Origin of the sequence: Rhodococcus sp. P-2, from assembly GCF_016598535.1 — a bacterium.
Lineage (GTDB): Bacteria > Actinomycetota > Actinomycetes > Mycobacteriales > Mycobacteriaceae > Rhodococcus_F > Rhodococcus_F baikonurensis.
The window spans coordinates 5331149-5350917 of record NZ_CP066779.1 but is presented as its reverse complement, the minus strand read 5'-3'; the positions used below and the strand labels follow the sequence as shown (position 1 = coordinate 5350917).

17 protein-coding genes, 1 rRNA gene, 2 pseudogenes and 1 riboswitch are annotated in these 19769 nt (G+C 63.8%); of the genes and pseudogenes, 15 read left to right on the top strand and 5 right to left on the bottom strand.

The window, feature by feature from the left end:
* Positions 1 to 93: 93 nt before the first annotated feature.
* The 3 genes from fgd (at position 94) to I7X09_RS24870 (ending at position 4534) form a co-directional block, all read left to right on the top strand.
* Positions 94 to 1107 carry a glucose-6-phosphate dehydrogenase (coenzyme-F420) gene (fgd, locus tag I7X09_RS24880; protein ID WP_003944371.1) on the top strand — a complete coding sequence of 338 codons (1014 nt, stop codon included), beginning with the start codon at positions 94 to 96 and terminating at the stop codon, positions 1105 to 1107.
* 146 nt (positions 1108 to 1253) lie between these two features.
* On the top strand, positions 1254 to 3338 hold the full coding sequence (gene pta / locus I7X09_RS24875) for a phosphate acetyltransferase (protein WP_042452123.1): 2085 nt from the start codon (positions 1254 to 1256) through the stop codon (positions 3336 to 3338).
* Positions 3335 to 4534 carry an acetate kinase gene (locus tag I7X09_RS24870; RefSeq protein WP_200314163.1) on the top strand — a complete coding sequence of 400 codons (1200 nt, stop codon included), beginning with the start codon at positions 3335 to 3337 and terminating at the stop codon, positions 4532 to 4534. The genes pta and I7X09_RS24870 overlap by 4 nt, the downstream gene beginning before the upstream one ends.
* 14 nt (positions 4535 to 4548) lie before the next feature.
* On the opposite strand, the gene I7X09_RS24865 is transcribed toward I7X09_RS24870, so the two are convergent.
* From I7X09_RS24865 to I7X09_RS24855, 3 genes are read right to left on the bottom strand one after another with little or no spacing between them, the layout of a single operon-like run.
* Entirely contained in the window at positions 4549 to 6936 is a 2388-nt protein-coding gene (locus tag I7X09_RS24865) for a serine/threonine-protein kinase (protein WP_200314160.1), read from the bottom strand.
* Positions 6937 to 6943: 7 nt separating this feature from the next.
* On the bottom strand, positions 6944 to 7930 hold the full coding sequence (locus tag I7X09_RS24860; protein WP_200314158.1) for a glutamate ABC transporter substrate-binding protein: 987 nt from the start codon (positions 7928 to 7930) through the stop codon (positions 6944 to 6946).
* A 14-nt stretch (positions 7931 to 7944) separates the two neighbouring features.
* Positions 7945 to 9306 carry a hypothetical protein gene (locus I7X09_RS24855; protein ID WP_200314156.1) on the bottom strand — a complete coding sequence of 454 codons (1362 nt, stop codon included), beginning with the start codon at positions 9304 to 9306 and terminating at the stop codon, positions 7945 to 7947.
* A 161-nt stretch (positions 9307 to 9467) separates the two neighbouring features.
* On the opposite strand from I7X09_RS24855, the pseudogene I7X09_RS24850 reads away from it, so the two are divergent.
* Positions 9468 to 9920: pseudogene (locus I7X09_RS24850) on the top strand (NUDIX hydrolase); the annotation flags it as partial.
* Between the two features lie 227 nt (positions 9921 to 10147).
* Here I7X09_RS24850 and I7X09_RS29625 read toward each other — a convergent pair.
* Positions 10148 to 10279 carry a hypothetical protein gene (locus I7X09_RS29625; protein ID WP_003944354.1) on the bottom strand — a complete coding sequence of 44 codons (132 nt, stop codon included), beginning with the start codon at positions 10277 to 10279 and terminating at the stop codon, positions 10148 to 10150.
* Between the two features lie 247 nt (positions 10280 to 10526).
* Positions 10527 to 11222 carry a thiamine phosphate synthase gene (thiE, locus tag I7X09_RS24845; RefSeq protein WP_095973704.1) on the bottom strand — a complete coding sequence of 232 codons (696 nt, stop codon included), beginning with the start codon at positions 11220 to 11222 and terminating at the stop codon, positions 10527 to 10529.
* 26 nt (positions 11223 to 11248) lie between these two features.
* Positions 11249 to 11396: riboswitch (TPP riboswitch) on the top strand.
* On the opposite strand from thiE, the gene thiO reads away from it, so the two are divergent.
* The 11 genes and pseudogenes from thiO to recN all read left to right on the top strand — a co-directional run bounded on the left by thiO (position 11396) and on the right by recN (position 19684).
* The gene (thiO, locus tag I7X09_RS24840; protein WP_095973703.1) at positions 11396 to 12475 is read left to right on the top strand and encodes a glycine oxidase ThiO; all 1080 of its coding nucleotides are present in this window, start codon (positions 11396 to 11398) and stop codon (positions 12473 to 12475) included. It overlaps the preceding riboswitch by 1 nt.
* Positions 12472 to 12687, top strand: a complete 216-nt coding sequence (gene thiS, locus I7X09_RS24835; protein ID WP_003944402.1) for a sulfur carrier protein ThiS — start codon at positions 12472 to 12474, stop codon at positions 12685 to 12687. The genes thiO and thiS overlap by 4 nt, the downstream gene beginning before the upstream one ends.
* Positions 12680 to 13432, top strand: coding sequence for a thiazole synthase (locus tag I7X09_RS24830; RefSeq protein ID WP_007726857.1), 753 nt, complete (start codon positions 12680 to 12682; stop codon positions 13430 to 13432). Before thiS ends, I7X09_RS24830 begins: the two co-directional genes overlap by 8 nt.
* A 129-nt stretch (positions 13433 to 13561) precedes the next feature.
* Positions 13562 to 13690, top strand: a pseudogene (locus I7X09_RS24825) (ATP-binding cassette domain-containing protein); the annotation flags it as partial.
* A 3-nt stretch (positions 13691 to 13693) separates the two neighbouring features.
* Positions 13694 to 13810 (top strand): 5S ribosomal RNA (rrf, locus tag I7X09_RS24820).
* Positions 13811 to 13871: 61 nt separating this feature from the next.
* Entirely contained in the window at positions 13872 to 14813 is a 942-nt protein-coding gene (locus tag I7X09_RS24815; protein WP_073513327.1) for a hypothetical protein, read from the top strand.
* Positions 14810 to 15793: an HAD-IIA family hydrolase gene (locus tag I7X09_RS24810; protein ID WP_200314154.1), complete on the top strand. Its 984-nt coding sequence runs from the start codon at positions 14810 to 14812 to the stop codon at positions 15791 to 15793. The genes I7X09_RS24815 and I7X09_RS24810 overlap by 4 nt, the downstream gene beginning before the upstream one ends.
* A 76-nt stretch (positions 15794 to 15869) precedes the next feature.
* Positions 15870 to 16112: a hypothetical protein gene (locus I7X09_RS24805; protein WP_095970021.1), complete on the top strand. Its 243-nt coding sequence runs from the start codon at positions 15870 to 15872 to the stop codon at positions 16110 to 16112.
* 1 nt (position 16113) lies between these two features.
* A complete protein-coding gene (locus tag I7X09_RS24800) occupies positions 16114 to 16959 on the top strand; it encodes a TlyA family RNA methyltransferase (protein WP_166810098.1) in 846 nt (281 codons plus the stop codon).
* Positions 16956 to 17903 (top strand): NAD kinase, encoded by a 948-nt coding sequence (locus tag I7X09_RS24795; protein ID WP_003946132.1) that lies wholly within the window; start codon positions 16956 to 16958, stop codon positions 17901 to 17903. The genes I7X09_RS24800 and I7X09_RS24795 overlap by 4 nt, the downstream gene beginning before the upstream one ends.
* Before the next feature lie 2 nt (positions 17904 to 17905).
* Positions 17906 to 19684, top strand: a complete 1779-nt coding sequence (gene recN / locus I7X09_RS24790) for a DNA repair protein RecN (RefSeq protein WP_124568492.1) — start codon at positions 17906 to 17908, stop codon at positions 19682 to 19684.
* Positions 19685 to 19769 lie beyond the last annotated feature (85 nt).

Below are 19769 nucleotides of genomic sequence, written 5' to 3'. Positions count from 1 at the left end.
CAGGCAGAGAAGTCCGAGCGGTGTCTGGATAGTCTGCAAAGAACGAGAAGCACGTCAGAGAAGTAAACGAAACAGACGACAAGGGAGTGCACGGTGGCGCAGGAACTCAAGCTCGGATACAAGGCATCGGCTGAGCAATTCGGCCCTCGCGAACTGGTAGAGCTGGCAGTTCTGGCAGAGCAGCACGGCATGGATTCCGTTGCGGTGAGCGATCATTTCCAGCCGTGGCGCCACAACGGTGGACACGCGCCGTTCTCGCTCGCCTGGATGACGGCCGTCGGTGAGCGCACCGAGCGCGTGCAGATCGGCACGTCCGTGATGACGCCGACGTTCCGCTACAACCCGGCGGTCATCGCTCAGGCGTTCGCGACAATGGGATGCCTCTACCCGGGGCGCATCATGCTCGGCGTCGGCAGCGGTGAGGCTCTCAACGAGATCGCCACCGGCTTCCAGGGCGAGTGGCCCGAGTTCAAGGAACGCTTCGCGCGCCTGCGTGAGTCGGTGCGGCTGATGCGTGAGCTGTGGCTGGGCGATCGTGTCGACTTCGAAGGTGAGTACTTCACCACTCGTGGCGCGTCGATCTACGACGTCCCCGAGGGTGGGATTCCCGTGTACATCGCGGCCGGTGGACCCGTTGTCGCCCGGTACGCGGGACGTGCCGGTGACGGCTTCATCTGCACCTCCGGCAAGGGCATGGAGCTCTACACCGAGAAGTTGCTTCCGGCGGTTGCCGAGGGCGCAGCCAAGGCCGAGCGCGACGTCGCCGACATCGACAAGATGATCGAGATCAAGATCAGCTACGACACCGACCCGGAGGCCGCACTCGAGAACACGCGTTTCTGGGCTCCGCTGTCCCTGACGCCGGAGCAGAAGCACAGCATCGAGGACCCGATCGAAATGGAAGCAGCTGCCGACGCTCTGCCCATCGAGCAGGTGGCTAAGCGCTGGATCGTCGCTTCCGATCCCGACGACGCCGTCGAGCAGGTCAAGGCCTACGTCGACGCCGGTCTCAATCACCTGGTGTTCCACGCACCCGGCCATGATCAGCGCCGGTTCCTCGAACTGTTCGAGCGTGACCTGGCGCCGCGCCTGCGCGCTCTGGGCTGATTCCCGAGATCAACTGAACGGTGTCTGCCACTCGACGTGTGGCAGACACCGTTCGTCTTTCTCGTAGCGGCCGGTTGTCGGCACGAGCGTGAGCGTGACCACGATCAGTGGCAAGGTGGGCGGCGGCCCACACTAGGCTGTTGGGCATGCCAGAAGCGCCCGCTGCCGTGTCGAGTGTCTACGTCGCCTCTCCTGAAGGTGACACCGGAAAATCCACCATCGCGCTGGGCGTGCTGCAGATGCTGTGCGCGACCGTCGCCCGGGTCGGTGTCTTCCGCCCGATCGCCCGCTCGACCGAGGAAACCGACTACATCCTCGAACTGCTGCTGGAGCACACCACCGCCGATCTCTCCTACGCCGACGCACTCGGCGTCACCTACGAGCAGGTTCACGCCGACCCCGAAGCCGCACTGGCCGACATCGTCGCGAAGTACCACACCGTGGCCGAGCAGTGCGACGCCGTCGTGATCATCGGAAGTGACTACACCGACGTCGCAAGCCCCAGCGAACTGAGCTTCAACGCCCGCATCGCCGTGAACCTCGGAGCGCCGGTTCTGTTGGCGGTTCGAGGCGCTCGGCGCAGCGTCGAGGAGGTCGCTCAGCTCGCGCACCTGTGCGCCGCCGAGTTGGCCGCCAACCACGCCCATCTGCTCGCCGTCGTCGCCAACCGTTGCGATCCCGACAAGCTCGACGAGGTCACCGCAGCCCTGTCCGACATCGGTGTTCCGACGTGGAGCCTGCCGGAGATTCCGTTGCTCGTCTCGCCCACGATGGCGGAGTTGATGGAGGCCACCGGCGGCGAGTTGTATTCGGGTGACCCGGAACTGCTGCACCGCGAGGCACTGAAGGTGATGGTGGGCGGCATGACCGCCGAGCACATCCTCGAGCGTCTGGTCGAAGGCATGGTCGTGATCGCTCCGGGCGATCGCTCGGACGTGCTGCTCGCGTTGCTCAATGCGCATGAGGCAGAGGGATTTCCGTCGCTGGCGGGCATCATCATGAACGGCGGGATCACGCCGCACCCGGCCATCGCGGCGTTGATGGCCGGCCTGAAACAGCGTCTACCGATCCTGACGACAACCCTCGGCACTTTCGACACCGCAAGCGCCGCAGCCCAAACCCGCGGACGCGTGGCAGTCGGATCTCAGCGAAAGGTCGACACCGCGCTGAGTTTGATGGAACAGCGCGTCGACGCCGACGTCCTGATGGACCGACTGGCACTGCCGATCCCGTCCGTCGTGACCCCACAGATGTTCGAGTACAAGCTGATCGACCGCGCTCGACGCGATCGCAAGCACATCGTCCTCCCGGAGGGTGACGACGACCGGATCCTGCGCGCGGCCGGCCGGCTACTGCAGCGCCAGGTTGCCGACCTGACGATCCTCGGCGACGAACCCAGTGTGCGTCGACGCGCAGCGGAACTCGGCGTCGACATCAGCGGCGCACAGGTACTCGCACCCGCGCAGTCCGAGTACACCGAGCGCTTCGCACAGGAATACACCGCGCTGCGGGCGCACAAGGGCATGACCATCGAGCGGGCACGCGAGGTGATCGCCGACATCTCGTACTTCGGAACGATGATGGTGCACTTGGGTATTGCCGACGGCATGGTCTCCGGTGCCGCCCACACCACCGCTCACACGATCCGGCCCTCGTTCGAGATCATCAAGACAGCCCCCGGCGTCTCGACGGTTTCGAGCATCTTCCTGATGTGCCTGGCCGACCGCGTGCTCTCCTACGGTGACTGCGCCGTGGTCCCGGACCCGACGTCGGAGCAGTTGGCGGACATCGCCATCTCGTCGGCACAGACGGCGTCGCAGTTCGGGATCGATCCGCGCATCGCGATGCTCTCGTACTCCACCGGCGATTCGGGCAGTGGAGCCGACGTCGACAAGGTTCGCACCGCAACCGCTTTGGTGCGCGAGCGCCGACCGGACCTGTTGGTGGAAGGACCCATTCAGTACGACGCCGCCGTCGAGCAGAGTGTCGCCGACAAGAAGATGCCGGATTCTCTGGTGGCGGGCAAGGCCACGGTGTTCGTGTTCCCGGACCTGAACACCGGTAACAACACCTACAAGGCAGTGCAGCGCAGTGCCGGCGCTATCGCCGTCGGCCCGGTTCTGCAGGGACTGAACAAGCCGGTCAACGACCTCTCTCGTGGAGCGTTGGTCCAGGACATCGTCAACACCGTGGCTATCACGGCAATTCAGGCACAGGGAGCGCAAGCGTGAGCGACGGCACCGTACTGGTCATCAATTCCGGCTCGTCATCCATCAAATTTCAACTCGTGCATCCGGATACAGCGGAATCGGTGGCGCACGGCCTCATCGAGCGCATCGGTGAACCAGACGGCCACATCGTCTACAACCACCGCACCGGAGTCGAAGACCGAAGCCTCGCCATCGCCGATCACCGAGCGGGCCTGAAGATGGTGCTCGACATCGTCGCCGAGGTCGGACGGCCGCTGAGCGAGGCAGGAATCATCGCAGTCGGTCACCGAGTCGTGCACGGCGGCGACATCTTCTATTCGCCGACGCTCATCGACGACGGCGTCGTGAAAGCCATCGCGGATCTGTCGAACCTTGCGCCGCTGCACAATCCGGCCAACGTGATCGGTATCGAGGTGGCGCGCGAAGAACTGCCGGACGTTCCGCACGTAGCCGTGTTCGACACGGCGTTCTTCCATACGTTGCCTGCCGCAGCGTCCACGTACGCGATAGATCGGGATGTGGCCAAGGCCAACCAGATTCGCCGGTACGGCTTCCACGGGACCTCACACGAATACGTGTCTGGACGAGTCGCGGACTTCCTCGGCAAAGATCCGGCCGAGCTGAATCAGATAGTCCTGCACCTCGGAAACGGCGCTTCAGCCTCGGCGATCAAGGGCGGCAAGGCCATCGACACCACGATGGGCCTCACCCCGCTCGAGGGCCTTGTCATGGGTACTCGCAGCGGCGACATCGACCCAGGCATCATCTTGCACCTCAACCGCAACTCGGGAATGAAGGTCGACGAGATCGACGACCTCCTCAATCGTCGTTCCGGTTTGAAGGGGCTTTCGGGAGTCAATGATTTTCGTGCTCTGCTCGCACTGATCGAGGGCGGCGACGACGACGCACAACTTGCGTACGACGTTTACGTCCACATGCTGCGTAAGTACATCGGCGCCTTCATCGTTCAACTCGGCGGCGTCGACGTCATCACCTTCACCGGTGGCGTCGGGGAGAACAACATCGACGTACGACGCGACAGTCTGGCCGGCCTCTCCCGTCTGGGCATCGAGGTCGACCCGGCTCTCAACGAGGCGAAGAGCCGCGACGAGCGTCGTATCTCCGCATCCACGTCGGACGTCGAGGTGCTGGTGGTCCCCACCAACGAGGAGTTGGCGATCGCTCGCGCGGCGAAGGCTTTGGTGGCCGCGCTGTAAATCTCGGGCGTCCGTCAGAAATTGCTGCGCGGACGCACCGCATTCGCCCGGTCCACGAGTGCGTAGCGGTGTGTGCGGGAGGTCGTGGCGCGAGCGAGGGCGCGAAGGCAGGCTTCGGCTCCGGTGCGTAGACCTTGCTCGGTGAAGGGCAGGTCGAGGATGGGTTCGAGTTCGGTGTGCGAGCGATTGCCGTAGCGAATCCAATCGAGTGCCGTACCCAACACCAGGGTTCGCATCTGCAGACTTCGACTCTCCTCAGCCGGTAGCGCCCGAACGCGACGGGCAGCTTCCCGCAGAGTCGATTCGTCGAGTTCGGCGATCGGAACGCCGGACAGCATCGTCAGAGCGCTCGACATCCGTGCGACGTTGTAGTGCCGGGAAGACGTGGGGACTTCGTCGAGGGCTGGGATGGCTGCCTTCTTGTTGCCGTGATCGGCGAGTTGTCGGGCGAGCCCGAATGCTGCGCTCACGTAGTTCCGTTCGGTCCGCCAGACGGTGCGGTAGTACTTCTCGGAGAAGCGGCACCACTGGTCCGGGTCGTCGCTCTCCCAATGCTGGAGGATCAGTTCTGCTGTTGCCGCCAACGCGAGTTTGGGTGCGGCCTCGCCCGGGAGCGCGTTCAGGACCGATTCGAAATGACTGAAGGAGGGCTCGAATCGGTCCAGTTGCAACGCTGCAAGCCCTCGATACCACTCGATCTTCCAGTGATCTCCGATGGATCGGTGGAGTTCGTCCAGAACAGTCAGCGCGGTCTCCGGATCGCCGAGATCGAGATGCGCCTTGGCCTCGGCCAGTCGAACTTCTCCGGAGATGGCGGCCGCCGGTGTGCCGGACGTTCGGTCGATGCCGTTCTCACGGGCATGCTTGAGCGCATCGAGAGTCTGAGACGGTTCGCTGTGCACCGCAGCCGCAAGCAACGGCGCACTCGGATCTGTGGGGTCGACCAACGGAATGGGAAGTGCGTGCGCAACTTCGCGAGGATCGAGAGCAGCGTCGTGGCTGACACCGTCGACGTACACATCGGTTTGCCCGACCAATTCATCGGTGCCGAAAGACGTTCGCTGCCTGCTGAACACGAGTGACAGTCCGGGATTCTCCTGCCCGGTCTGCTCCGCGAGAATTTCTCGCAGAACGCCGGTGAGTTGGCCCGCGATCTCCTCGGCAGACTGGAATCGCTTCTTCGGATCCGGGTCGGTGGCGCGCAGCAGCAGGCGATGGAAGAACTCGTGATCGCGCAGCAGAGGCTCGTCCTCGGGTTCAGGGAGACCGTCGAGGTACCGTCCGTGCTTCGACGGCATGTCGAGGGTGAGAACCGCAAGTGTTCTTCCGACGGTGAAGATGTCGGAGGCGATGGTCGGGCCGGTCTCGATGATCTCCGGTGCTTGATAGCCCGCAGTGCCGTACAGGTATCCGTAGTCTTCGATTCCGGACACGGCGCCGAGGTCGATCAGCTTCAGCTGGTCTTCGGTGACCATCACGTTCTCGGGTTTGAGGTCGTTGTACGCCAGGCCGGTGGAATGCAGATAGCTCAGCGCCGGAAGGATTTCCAGTACGTAGCCGATTGCCTGCTCGATCGGCATGTGCTTGCCGTCCGGGAATTCGGCCAGCACCTCGCGCAATGATCGCCCGCCCACGTACTCCATGACGATGTACCCCATGGGTGTGCCGTCCGGGCGCGGATGCTCGACGAAGTTGAAGATCTTGACGATGCTGGGGTTGGCGACCTCGGCGAGGAACTGACGCTCGGCCACCGCGACGGCTTGGGCTTCGGAATCACCGAAATGCAAGAGCCCCTTGAGAACTACCCACCTGTCGCTGACATTGCGATCGATCGCGAGGTAAATCCATCCCAGGCCGCCGTGCGCGATGGGCCCTTGAACCTCGTACTGACCCGAGACCAATTCCCCCTCTTCGAGGAGCGGACGGAAGTCGAAAGTCGAACCACACTTGGGGCAGGTTCCGTGCTGAGTTGCCTTGGTGCTTGCGCTCTTACGGCCGACCGGTTCGTTGCACTTCCAACAGAATCGTTTGCGCTCGGGGACGGTCGGGTCACTCATCACCGCCGACGCCGGGTCGATCTGCGGGACGGGGGGAACCTCCACCAGGCCGCCGCCGAGGCGCAGCTTTCGTCCCGACCGACTGCGCCGGGATCGGGTGGAGCGGCCGGTAGGGGAGGAGGACGCGGACGGCGTGGTTCCTCGTAGCTGGGCCGAGGTCGGTTCGAGACGCTCGTAGGCGCCGGTGGCTTCGGGTTCGGGGCGTACGGATGCCTGCGTGGAGTCAGGCTCGCGGTGAACTGCCTGCGTGGAGTCAGGCTCGCGGTGAACCGCCTGGGTGGCGTCGGGTTCGGGACGCATGGACGCCTGCGTGGCGTCGGGCTCGGGGCCGGTCTCTTCGGTCATGTCTGCCTCAATCCCGGTAGACGGCCGGCGGGGGACCGGGTGACGGACCGAGGACGCTGAGCCAGCGGTCGTAGATACGGTTCCAGGTCCCGTCAGTGCGGATCCGATCCAGTGTTCCGTTGACGAATCGGACCAGGTCGGAGTTGTCCTTGTTCACGCCGATTCCGTACGGTTCGACGCCCAGTGATCCGCCGACCATCATCAGGTACGGATCCTGCGAGGCGAGGCCCGCGAGAATCGTGTCGTCGGTGCTGATCGCGTCCACCTGACCCTGTTGCAGGACGACGAGGCAGTCGGACCACATCGGGACTGTGACGACGGTAGCTTCGGGTTGGAGCTGCTGAATTCGAGTGGCCGACGTCGTTCCCCGGGCGGCACAGACTCGCTTACCTGCCAGGTCGTCGATGCCGCGCACCGGTGAACCCTGCAAGACCTGAATTCGTTGCTCGGCGGAGAAGTACTGCGTCGAGAAGTCGACCTTCTCGCGTCGCTCACAGGTGATGGTCATGGTTTTGACGACAACGTCGACCATGGATTCCTGGAGCGCCGCGATCCGGTCGTCGGATGTCAGGATCCGGTACTCGATCTTCTCGGGGTCGCCGAGCAGATCGCGGGCGATCTCGCGGGCGATGTCCACGTCGAAACCTTCGAGGCGCCCGGTTGCCGGATCGCGAAAGCTCATGAGGTTGGAACCGGTGTCCAGGCCCACGATCAGGCGCCCGCGGGCGCGGATGGCGTCGAGGCTCGGTGTCGGCGGTTGCGGAGATGCGTCCGCGGGGGTGGGCCGCAGGCTCGCGGTGAGATTGGTGCACGAAGCGGTAGTCGTCGGCGTCGGGCTGGGCGCGATGGTGGCCTCGGCCGGCAGCGGCGGTTCCGTGTACGACGTGGTGGCCGCGTTGTTCAGGTCTTCTACTCGGTCCGCACCGCAACCGGCGAGTGCCAGCATCGCCGCCGCCAGAACCGCGACGCATGCAGCCGGGCTCTTCCTCCGCATTGCCGGTACTCCCGTCACTGGTACTCCCGCAGTCGGGGCCAGAATCCGATGAAGATTCCGGCAACTCCGAGTACTGCCAATACGGTCATGCCCGGTGCAGAGGCTGCCAACACACGTGAGGCGTAGGAGACGTCGGAACGCAGATTTGTCCGCGAATCCACGATTCCCTGCCAGAGTTCGTGATCGAGCTTTCCGTACTCCGCGGCCGAATCCTGTTCTCCGGCGCCGATGGTGATGGCCGCGGCGGAATTGAAGTCACCGTTTCCGAGGCTGTTGTACATGCGCGTGTGCGCAGCCACCCACTGCTGGCGCGAGTCGAGGGCGGCGGTCAACACGTCGCTGTTCACTCGCGCGCGATCATCGTTTTGCAGGCGCTCGAGGGTGTCGCGCAGAGCGTCGACCTTGCGCGTGAACGTGACGTTGTCCTCGGCGGTCGAATCCCGTCGCGCCAATGTGAGAGTTTCGACTGTGCGTGCTTGCTGCGCCATGATTCGCGCCTCGGTCAGTTCGTGCAGTGGCTCGGCGCCCGCGTCGAGAGCGCGCCCGGTGGCGAGTGCAGACACCAGTCCGACCGTGAGCAGCCACAGCAGAGCTGCCGCAACGGCAATCGAGGCAAGGATCAACCCGAGGTTGAAGCGTCGGCGACTCTTGCGGGAGAAGTACACCTGGGTAGCCACCAGTGCGCACAGGACGAGGACGAAGGCCACGATCGGCCACCACGGTGGAGTCTCGAAATCGCGCTGTACCTGGGAGACCAAAGTCTCCTGCGAGGCGTGGAGTTGCTGAGCCATCGGCAGCAGCGAGGTTTGCATCAACTGCGAGGCTTCGCTCAAATATGCTGCCCCGACCGGGTTTCCGACGCGATTGTTGGCCCGTGCGGTTTCGACCAGCCCGGTGTAGACGGACAGGTCGGTCGAGATGGTGGTCAACGCGCTGTGGCCGGCAAGATCCGTCGAGTCGAGGCCGGCCGATGCCTGCACGATCTCCGCCGACGCCTCGCCGATCGACTGCGTGTATCGGTCGCGTACGTCGGCGGGTTCGAGGCCACCGGAGATGAAGGCCGTGGCCGCGGCGGCGTCGGCCAATGACAGCGCGCTGTAGAGATTCTGGGCCGAGTTGGCGAGAGGCTCGGTTTCGACGAGGAGGAGGTCGAGATTTGCCTGACGGTTCTCGATCGCTGCAGTGGCGAGAAGTCCGGCGATCAAGGTGATCGCGATCAGGATCAGTCCGACGACGGTCAGCCGGCCAGGTGTGGACGACATGAATGCCTGCAGTTCGCGCCGCAGAAGTGCGCGCTCGTCTTCCGCCGATACCGACGTGGCCTCGGAGGGCGGCAGCGACCGGGGTTCGATGGACGGGACGACACGGTCGACCATCGAGCACCTCACTTCGCTGCTGTACGCGGGCTACCGAGAAATGATGCCGCCGAGAAATGATTCAGGGCATCTTCGCGAGCATATAAGCATCACCTACACCTGGAGCAGATTGAAACGGTTAGTGTGGGACAACGGCGAGAGCAGGCGGAGCGAGGTAGTCGATGCGTGGTGACGGTGACGGTTGGTCCATCGGATCGGACGGTACTCGGCATTGGGGTAAACACGGAGCCGCTGGACTGCTTCTGCGTGCCCCCGATTCGGACGGATCACCCATGGTCTTGCTGCAGCATCGTGCGGCGTGGAGTCATCAGGGTGGAACGTGGGCACTGCCCGGCGGAGCGCGGGACTCACACGAGAGCACGACGCACGCTGCAGTCCGGGAGGCACACGAAGAAGCAGGTATCGCCGAGGACGCCGTCCGCGTTCGCGGGGAAGTAGTGACGATGCGCGCCGAGAGCGGGTGGACGTACACCACCGTCGTGGCTGATGCTGCGCATCCACTGTCGACGGTTGCCAACGGTGAGAGCACCGAGTTGCGGTGGGTGCGTGAAGCCGACGTCGACTCACTGCCGCTGCATCCGGGATTCGGTTCCTCGTGGCCTGAGCTCCGGACCGAGCCGGTTGTGTCGGTGGACGGCGACCCGCACACCGTCGTGCTCGAGGACGGCGGATTCGGATGGTTGTCGGGTAATTCTCCTGAAGGCAGTGATCAGAACCTGTCCGAGGCGAGCAATACCCAGTTGTAGCGACGTAGTCTCAACAGGTCATATACACAGCAGAAGGGCCGGACTCCTCAGGAGTCCGGCCCTTCCGTGTTTCGGTCTCCCGACCGAAACGAGGCTCAGCTGAGCGAGTTCAGCGCCGTGATGAAGCTGACCGCGGTGATACCGAGCTTGAGCAGCTCGCTGATCTTGCCGAGGTTCAGGTCTTCGAGCGATTCGGTGCTGAGCGAGCCGGTGTCGAGGGATCCCATTTAGTGCTCCTAGGTTCAGTTAGTAACTGGAGGTAAACTACAACAAACCGAATGGGATGTGACACGCAATCGGAGCAACTGTGATCAAGATCACGCATTCCGACTTTTCGGACATCAAATCGCACCTAGGAACTGGGGGTTTGTTGTCTGATCGGACAACTTCCGTTCATGTTTCGAGTCAGGCGTGCTGACCCGTAACTGTGCGGAATCGCCCGGCAAACAGTTGACGGTCGCCAGTTACCGGTTTTCAGCGTCCGGCGACGGCTGCGGCGAGGCGTTGCGCGGCCGCCTGGGGATCCGACGCGTGCGTGATTGCACGCACGACGACGATGCGTGTGGCACCGGCGTCGAGCAGCTCTGGCAGGCGCTCCTCGTCGATACCGCCGATCGCGAACCAGGGGCGCGGCGGCGCGGCGTCGGCGGTCGATCGAACCAGTTCCAAACCGGACGCACTTCGATTCGGTTTGGTCGGTGTCGCCCACACCGGTCCGGTACAGAAGTAGTCGACGCCCTCTTCGATGGCGGCCAGACTGGCCTGCGCGCGACTGCTCGTCGAACGGCCGATGACGACGTCTTCACCGACAACGGTTCGCGCGTAGGGGACCGGAATGTCGTTCTGGCCGAGGTGGAGGATGTCGGCACCGGAAGCCATCGCGAGATCCGCGCGATCGTTGACGGCCAACAATGCGCCGTGGCGTCGCGCTGCTGCCGCGAGAATGCCCAGCGCTACCAGTTCGTCCTTGGCTTCGAGCGGGCCGAACTCGCGCTCACCGGCCGAGCCCTTGTCACGCAATTGGATGATGTCGACTCCGCCGGACAAAGCGGCCTCGGCGAACTGCGCGAGGTCGCCTTTCTCGCGGCGCGCGTCGGTGCACAGGTACAGCCGTGCTGCTGCCAGGCGCTCGCGCCGGTCGATGTCGTTACTGGGATGTGTGGGGTGCACGGAGCAAACGGTAGCCTCTAGGGAGCAAGGTTCGACACGGGAGTCCTGAAACGTCGTCGTCACTTTTTTGTCGTGACTGCGAGGTTCGTGGGGCTGAGAGGGGATCGCGACCAGATCCCGACCGTCAGACCTGACCCGGATCATGCCGGCGCAGGAAGTGGAGGTGGAGTTTCGTGAGTACACACGCTCGTACGGTGTCAGTGGTCGGCGGCGGTGTCATCGGTCTCGCCATAGCGTGGCGCGCAGCCCGCGACGGGTGGTCCGTTCGGTTGTACGACCCGTCCATTGGATCAGGTGCTTCGTGGGTGGCGGGCGGAATGCTTGCACCGCTTTCCGAAGGCTGGCCGGGTGAAGAAACAGCGTTGACGGTTGGTGCAGCTTCCCTGGAACGGTGGCCGGCGTTCGGTGAGGAGCTCGGAAAATTCGGGCAATCGGTCTTCACCGCGGACAGCTCGCTGACGGTTGCACTCGATGCTGCCGACGCGCAGGACCTGCAGACCATCGCCGAGTGGGTGAGCTCGCAGGGGCACGAACTCGAAGTTCTCGGTCGGGCGCGCATCCGTGAACTCGAACCGATGCTGGGCCGGGGCATCCGGTCGGGGTTGATGGCCGTCGGTGAATCCGCCGTCGACAACAGACTTCTGCTGGAGGCGCTGCAGAAGGCCTGCGCGGAAACCGGCGTCGAATTGATCGCGCGTGCCGTCAACGACCTCGCCGAACTGGACACCGATCAGGTAGTGCTCACCGCCGGTATCGCGTCACCCAAGCTGTGGCCCGGGCTACCGGTACGCCCGGTCAAAGGCGAGATTCTTCGCCTGCGGAGTAGGCCTGGAGTCACCCCGGCGCCCAGTCGAACGATCCGTGGCAGCGTCCACGGCCGGCCGGCCTACCTCGTCCCGCGAGGCGACGGAATCGTCGTCGGCGCAACACAATACGAGTCCGGTGAGGACACACAGGTCACGATGGCCGGAGTACGGGACTTGATCAACGACGCCGAGGCGCTGATGCCGGCGATCGGCGAATACGAACTGTACGAATGCGCGGCAGGCCTGCGTCCCATGACGCCGGACAACCTGCCGTTGATCGGGCGCGTGTCCGATCGTGTCGTCGTCTCCACCGGGCACGGGCGCAACGGGGTCCTGCTGACGCCCGTCACCGCCGATGCGACGCTCGCGTTGTTGAACGGCACATCTTTGGTCGAGGTAAAAGGAACCGAACCCGAGCGGTTCGCAGTAGCTAAGGAAAATTCATGAGTGAGCAGGTCCCGATCGGGATCACCGTCAACGGCGAAGATCTCGAGTTCGATCGAGCAGTCACGGTGACCGAACTTCTGACGCACCTCGAGTTGCCGAGCAAGGGTATCGCCGTCGCCGTCGACGGTGCGCTCTTTCCTCGCGGGCGCTGGGACGAATCCGTCGGACGTGGTTGGGAAATCGAGATCCTCACGGCGGTGCAGGGTGGCTGAGCAGGACCTTCTCACTATCGCGGGCCGCAGTTTCGGTTCCCGGCTCATCACCGGAACCGGCGGCGCCGCCAACCTCGCGGTGCTCGAGGAGGCGCTTGTCGCCTCCGGCACCGAACTGACCACCGTCGCGATGCGGCGAGTCGACGCGGCCGGCGGCACGGGTGTTCTGGACCTGCTTCGTCGCCTCGGAATCGAACCGCTGCCGAACACCGCCGGGTGTCGGGGCGCCGCCGAGGCAGTGCTGACGGCGCAGTTGGCACGCGAAGCGCTCGAGACGAACTGGGTCAAACTCGAAGTCATCGCCGACGAGCGGACACTGCTGCCCGACGCAATCGAACTCGTTTCCGCCGCAGAACAATTGGTGGACGACGGATTCACCGTTCTGCCCTACACGACGGACGATCCGGTGCTGGCGCTTCGCCTCGAAGAGGTCGGCTGCGCAGCAGTCATGCCGCTCGGTTCACCTATCGGCACCGGGTTGGGCATCGCGAATCCGCACAACATCGAGATGATCGTCGAGCGCGCCGGCGTGCCCGTCATCCTCGACGCCGGGATCGGAACGGCCAGCGACGCCACCCTTGCCATGGAGTTGGGCTGCGACGCCGTCCTGCTTGCGACAGCGGTGACGCGGGCCAAGAACCCCGCGCTGATGGCGTCGGCGATGCGTCACGCTGTCGTGGCAGGTTTCGAGGCGCGGCACGCCGGCCGGATCCCCAAGCGATTCTGGGCTCAAGCGTCGTCCTGAGGGACGAGATCCGGGTGATTTCTCGGGGTTCTGCCCGAATTGCCCGGACTCATGTCCTACCTGAGTACCACTCGGAACTAGACCTGTGGCCGATGTGCTGGTTATTGCCGGTAGGGCAGAGTTCTCCTCATGATTGAACTGAGGGGATTGACCAAGGTTTACGGACCGACGAAAGCGGTGGACGATTTGTCGTTCACGGTCAAGCCGGGCATCGTGACGGGCTTTCTGGGCCCGAACGGTGCGGGTAAGTCGACGACGAGTTACGGCGGTCATAGCGAAGGGGAAACGCCCGGTCCCATTCCGAACCCGGAAGCTAAGCCCTTCAGCGCCGATGGTACTGCACTCGACAGGGTGTGGGAGAGTAGGACACCGCCGAACACCCGTTAACCGAAAGGGGACCCAACATATTGGGTCCCCTTTCGTGCGTTGTATGAGAGGAATGACTGTGTCGGAGAATGGCGACGAGCGTCGGTCCTTCCGTGGGGGAGGAGCGCCTCGATCAGGTGGCCCCCGTCGTGACAACGACGGGCGTGGATCACGCGGCGCTGCAGGCGGAGACCGCCGCGGTGGTGCCGGAGACAACAACCGTGGTGGTGCTGGAAACAGTAACCGCGGCGGCGGATTCAACGGCGGACAACGTCGCGGCGGCGAGGGTGGGTTCACCCCTCGTGGGCGCGACGGCGACCGCAACCGTCAGCAAGCACGACCTGACGAACCGGATTTGCCCGATAACGTAGAGCCCACCGAGTTGGACCCGGCCGTTCGTCGGGATCTGCTCAGCCTCGACAAGGACAACGCCAACACCGTTGCGCGTCACCTTGTCATGGCAGGAAAGCTCGTCGATGAAGACCCGGAACTCGCACTGCTCCACGCTCGCGCTGCTCGTCAGCGCGCCGGCCGTATTGCCGTCGTTCGTGAAGCTGCTGGAATCACCGCGTACCACGCCGGTGAATGGGCTGAAGCTCTCTCCGAGCTTCGTGCTGCCCGTCGAATGGCTGGTGGACCGGGTCTGATCGCTGTCATGGCCGACTGTGAACGCGGTTTGGGTCGACCCGAGCGCGCGATCGAACTCGGCCGCAGCGACGAGGCTGCCCTGCTTTCGGGCGACGAGGCTTCGGAGTTGAGGATCGTCGTCGCCGGCGCCCGCATGGATCTCGGTCAGTTCGATCAGGCAGTTGTCACGCTGCAGACCAAGGATCTGGACGCAGCGCGTACCGGTGAAGCCGCGGCTCGGCTGTTCTACGCCTATGCCGATGCCCTCGTTGCAGCCGGTCGTGTCGAAGACGGACTGAAGTGGTTCCTCAACGCTGCAGCTGCAGACCTCGAGGGTGACACGGATGCTGAAGAACGGGTGGCCGAGTTGACCGGAGAAGATCAGTGACCGTGCTTCGTACTCAGTACGACGTACTTTTGCTCGATCTCGACGGCACGCTGTACGCCGGAGCTCATGCGATTCCCGGCACCCAGGTTGCTCTGGGGCAGGGCACGCAGGCTTTGTACTACGTGACCAACAATGCGAGTCGCTCGCCTTCGGCAGTGTCGGCGCATCTGACCGAACTCGGTTTCGATTCCGAAGATGATCGTGTCGTCACCAGTTCTCAGACGGCAGTGCGCCTGTTGGCTGAGCGTCTCGAACCCGGTGCAGCTGTTCTGGTCGTCGGTACCGACGCATTGGCCGACGAGGTGACCCGCGTCGGATTGCTTCCGGTTCGTGAGTTCGCGGATTCTCCGGTTGCTGTCGTTCAAGGACATTCGACGGAGACCGACTGGACGATCCTCGCCGAGGCGTGCTTGGCGATCAGGGCCGGCGCGCTGTGGGTGGCTGCGAACCTGGACACCACTCTGCCGTCGGAACGGGGTTTGGTTCTCGGAAACGGCTCGATGGTGGCAGCTCTACGCGCTGCGACCAAGCAGGAACCCTTGGTGGCAGGTAAGCCGGCTGCACCGCTGATGGAGGATGCGCTCGCTCGCAGCGGGTGTTCGCGTCCTCTGGTGGTCGGCGATCGTCTGGACACTGATATCGAAGGCGCACATGCTGTTTCGGTCGACTCGTTGTTGGTTCTCACCGGTGTGAGCACGCCGGGCGACGTACTGCGGGCTCCGATTGAGCAGCGTCCCACCTACATTGCAGCAACTCTGGATTCGCTCAATCAGCCGGCCGTCGAATCGCTGGTCGGTGCGGACTCCAAGTGGTCTGTCTCCGTGAACGGATCGGCGCTGGTTGTCGACGGCCCGGTTGTCGGTGACGAGATGTCCCTTCTACGCGCGGTTGCGCCTGTCGCATGGGCCAATCCGTCCTTCCAGACACTGGAAGCGTCGGACGCCGGCGTGGCGGATCTGTTTGCTTCCTGGCTCGTCTGATTTCTCGCAAATGTGTTCGACTCGCGGGGGTGCGGGTGTATGCGTAACCGAGAGTCATGCACTAGCGTTGTGCGCGATGAGCACGCCGACACCGCACCCCGGAAACTCGAGTAACGGATCGCCGTTGCCCGGGCCACGCCAGACCGTCGATCCGGAACGTATACGTTCTGACGTCGACGGTTTGCTGGCGCGCCTCGGCGGCATCGAGCACGATCCGAACGATCAGCACGGAGCAGGTGTGATTCCGCAGAAGGCACATATTTTGGAACAGGCACACGAGGTGCTCGTCCAGGCGCTCGCCTCTGTGGACAGGGCTTGACGTGGCACGTAGAGCACGGGTGGATGCCGAACTGGTCCGTCGCGGACTCGCACGGTCGCGAGATCATGCGCAAGAACTGATTTCCGCAGGCCGAGTTCTCATCTCGGGCGCAGTCGCGACCAAGCCTGCGACGGCGATCGAGGCAGGAACTCCACTTCGGGTAGTCGAGGTCGAGCAGGAAGTCTCGTGGGCCTCGCGAGGGGCACACAAGCTGATCGGTGCCCTCGACGCTTTCGGGTCCGAAGGATTGACGGTCGAAGGACGCCGATGCCTTGACGCGGGCGCTTCCACCGGTGGGTTCACCGATGTTCTTCTGACGCGTGGTGCGAAGGAAGTTGTCGCCGTCGACGTCGGTTACGGCCAATTGGTGTGGCGCCTTCAGTCCGACGACCGCGTGCATGTCATCGACCGAACCAATGTTCGCGCTATCGATGCCGAGACGATCGGTGGAACAGTCGATCTGGTTGTCGCGGACCTGTCGTTCATTTCTCTCAAACTCGTACTCGGGGCCTTCGTCGCCTGTACTGCTGACGGTGCGGACCTGGTCCCGATGGTCAAGCCTCAGTTCGAGGTGGGCAAGGACCGCGTCGGTGCCGGTGGCGTCGTACGAGATCCGGAATTGCGAATCTCCGCTGTGCTCGACGTGTCGGAGGCTGCTGCAAAGGTAGGTCTGCGGACGTTAGGTGTGGTGGCCAGCCCATTGCCCGGTCCGTCGGGAAATGTCGAGTATTTCCTGTGGCTTCGAAAGACAGGTTCATCCGGCGATGAAGAGACGGATGCCGCTACCGACGATGTCCCCACGGTGGAGGACATGATTCGCAAGGCTGTAGAGGAAGGGCCCCAGTGAACGCGGTCACGAACGGCGAGTCGCGCGAGATCCTTCTTGTCGCACACCCGGGTCGACGTGACATCACGGAAACTGCCAAGCGGGTCGGGAAGATCTTCGAGCGCGCGGGAATCGGACTGCGCGTCCTCGTCGACGAAGCAGACAGCTCGCGCATCGAAGCAATGACGGAACCCGCGGGTTTCTCTGCGCCGGGTCTCGACGTCACCGTTGTTCATCCCGGCCCTGATGCCGCCGTCGGATGCGAGTTGGTACTGGTTCTCGGTGGCGACGGCACGTTCCTGCGCGCCGCCGAGCTCGCTCAAGAAGCGTCCATTCCGGTACTGGGCATCAACCTCGGACGCATCGGATTTCTGGCAGAGACCGAGGCCGAGCATCTCGACGAGGCTCTCGCACAAGTAGTTCGCAAGGAATATCGCGTCGAGTCGCGTATGACACTCGACGTCGTGATTCGGGTGGACGACGAGATCATCGACCGCGGGTGGGCGCTCAACGAGGCCAGTATCGAGAATCGTTCGCGTCTGGGAGTTCTCGAAGTTGTCCTCGAAGTCGACGGCCGACCGGTCTCTGCCTTCGGTTGCGACGGTGTTCTCGTGTCCACTCCCACAGGCTCGACCGCGTATGCATTTTCCGCAGGCGGCCCCGTCGTGTGGCCCGAACTCGAAGCGCTGCTCGTCGTACCCAGCAACGCGCATGCGCTGTTCGCGCGGCCGTTGGTCACCAGCCCGAATTCGATCATCGCGGTGGAGACCGTCGCCGGTAGCCATGACGGCCTGGTCTTCTGCGACGGCCGTCGAACGTTGGAACTGCCTGCCGGCGCTCGCGTCGAGATCGTTCGCGGCGCCACTCCCGTCAAGTGGGTCCGGTTGGACTCTGCGCCCTTCGCTGATCGGATGGTTCGCAAGTTCGAGCTTCCGGTTACCGGATGGCGAGGAAGGAAGCCTTAATCGTGCTCGCAGAGATCCGTATCGACAGTCTTGGTGTGATCTCCGAGGCCAGCGCCCAGTTTCACGAGGGCCTGACCGTCCTGACCGGTGAAACCGGCGCAGGTAAAACGATGGTCGTCACGAGCTTGCACCTCCTCAGCGGGGCGCGAGCGGATGCCGGTCGAGTGCGATTGGGTGCGTCGCGAGCCGTTGTCGAAGGACGATTCATCGCCGACGACGTCTCACCGGCCACCGAGCGTGAGATCGTCCGAATCCTGGAATCGTCGGGCGCCGAGCGGGACGAGGACGGGACCATCATCGCCGTCCGCACGGTCGGCAGCGACGGCCGCTCGCGCGCCCATCTCGGCGGCCGTAGCGTGCCGGCGGGAGTTCTCTCCGAATTCACTGATCCGCTGCTGACTGTCCACGGACAGAACGATCAGCTGCGGTTGCTTCGTCCCGACCAACAGCGCAACGCTCTGGACCGCTTCGGGGACAAGACAATCGGAACGCTGCTGACGAGGTACCGCAAACATCGTCGGGAGTGGCTTGACGCTCGTTCGGAGTTGATCGAGCGCACGTCGAAGGCTCGTGAACTGGCGCAGGAAGCAGACCAGTTGACCTTCGCGCTCAACGAAATCGACGGCGTGGCACCCGAGCCCGGCGAGGACACGGCGATCGTTGCCGAGGTGCGTCGGCTCAGCGAACTCGATTCATTGCGCTCCGCGGCCGAAGAGGCGCACGCTGCCCTCGCCGGTAGTGACGACATGGCCAGCGGCGATGTGGGCGTCATGCCTGCGCTCGACCTGATGTCCGAAGCGAGGGCGCGGATCGAGTCGGTCACCGATGCCGATCTGGACGGTCTCGGTTCCCGGTTGGCCGACGCTATTGCCGTCGTCACCGACGTTGCCGGTGACCTGAACACCTACCTGTCCGGGCTTCCTGCCGATCCGGGGGCACTGGACTCGCTGTTGTCGCGGCAATCCGAACTGAAAACTCTGACGCGTAAGTACGCCGCCGATGTCGACGGTGTTCTCGAATGGGCGGATACCGCTCGCGCTCGTCTGTCCAAACTCGACGTGTCCTCGGATGCGTTGTCGCTGTTGTCCAAGCAGGTCGAGGAGACGGCTGGCCTCACGGCGGAAGCCGCCACAAAGCTGAGCGCCGCGCGAGTCAAGGCAGCGGCAAAGCTCGCCAAAGCGGTCAGCGCGGAACTTGCCGGTCTGGCGATGGGACGTGCGGGCCTCGAGGTGACTGTGCGTTCGCAGCCTGCCGGCCCGCAGGACTCGGCGCCGCTCAGTGTCGGGGGAGTAGACCTGCATGCGGGGTCTGCCGGCGTCGACGAGGTGGAATTTCGCCTGTCCGCGCACAGTGGGGCACCGTCACTTCCGATCAGCAAGAGCGCTTCCGGTGGCGAGCTGTCACGCGTCATGCTGGCGCTCGAAGTTGTTCTCGCTGGTAGCGACACCGGCGCGACGATGGTTTTCGACGAGGTGGACGCGGGGGTCGGTGGTCGCGCTGCTGTCGAGATCGGACGTCGATTGGCGAAACTTGCTCGCACGCATCAGGTTATCGTCGTCACCCACCTTCCGCAGGTAGCTGCGTTTGCCGACACCCACCTCGTGGTGGACAAGGTCGACGACAAAGGCGGAGTGGTGAGCAGTGGTGTGCGGACTCTGTCGGATTCGGATCGGGTGGTCGAATTGGCCCGTATGTTGGCAGGGCTGGACGACACCGAGACCGGTCGTGCGCACGCCGAAGAACTGCTCGAGATCGCGAATGCGGCCCGCGTCACAGATTGAAGGTTCTGTGGTGTTGGTGTGACTGATGTGGTAGTTGTCGGCGCGCCTCCACCGGTCAACGCGGTTTCAGGTTCATCATCGAAGC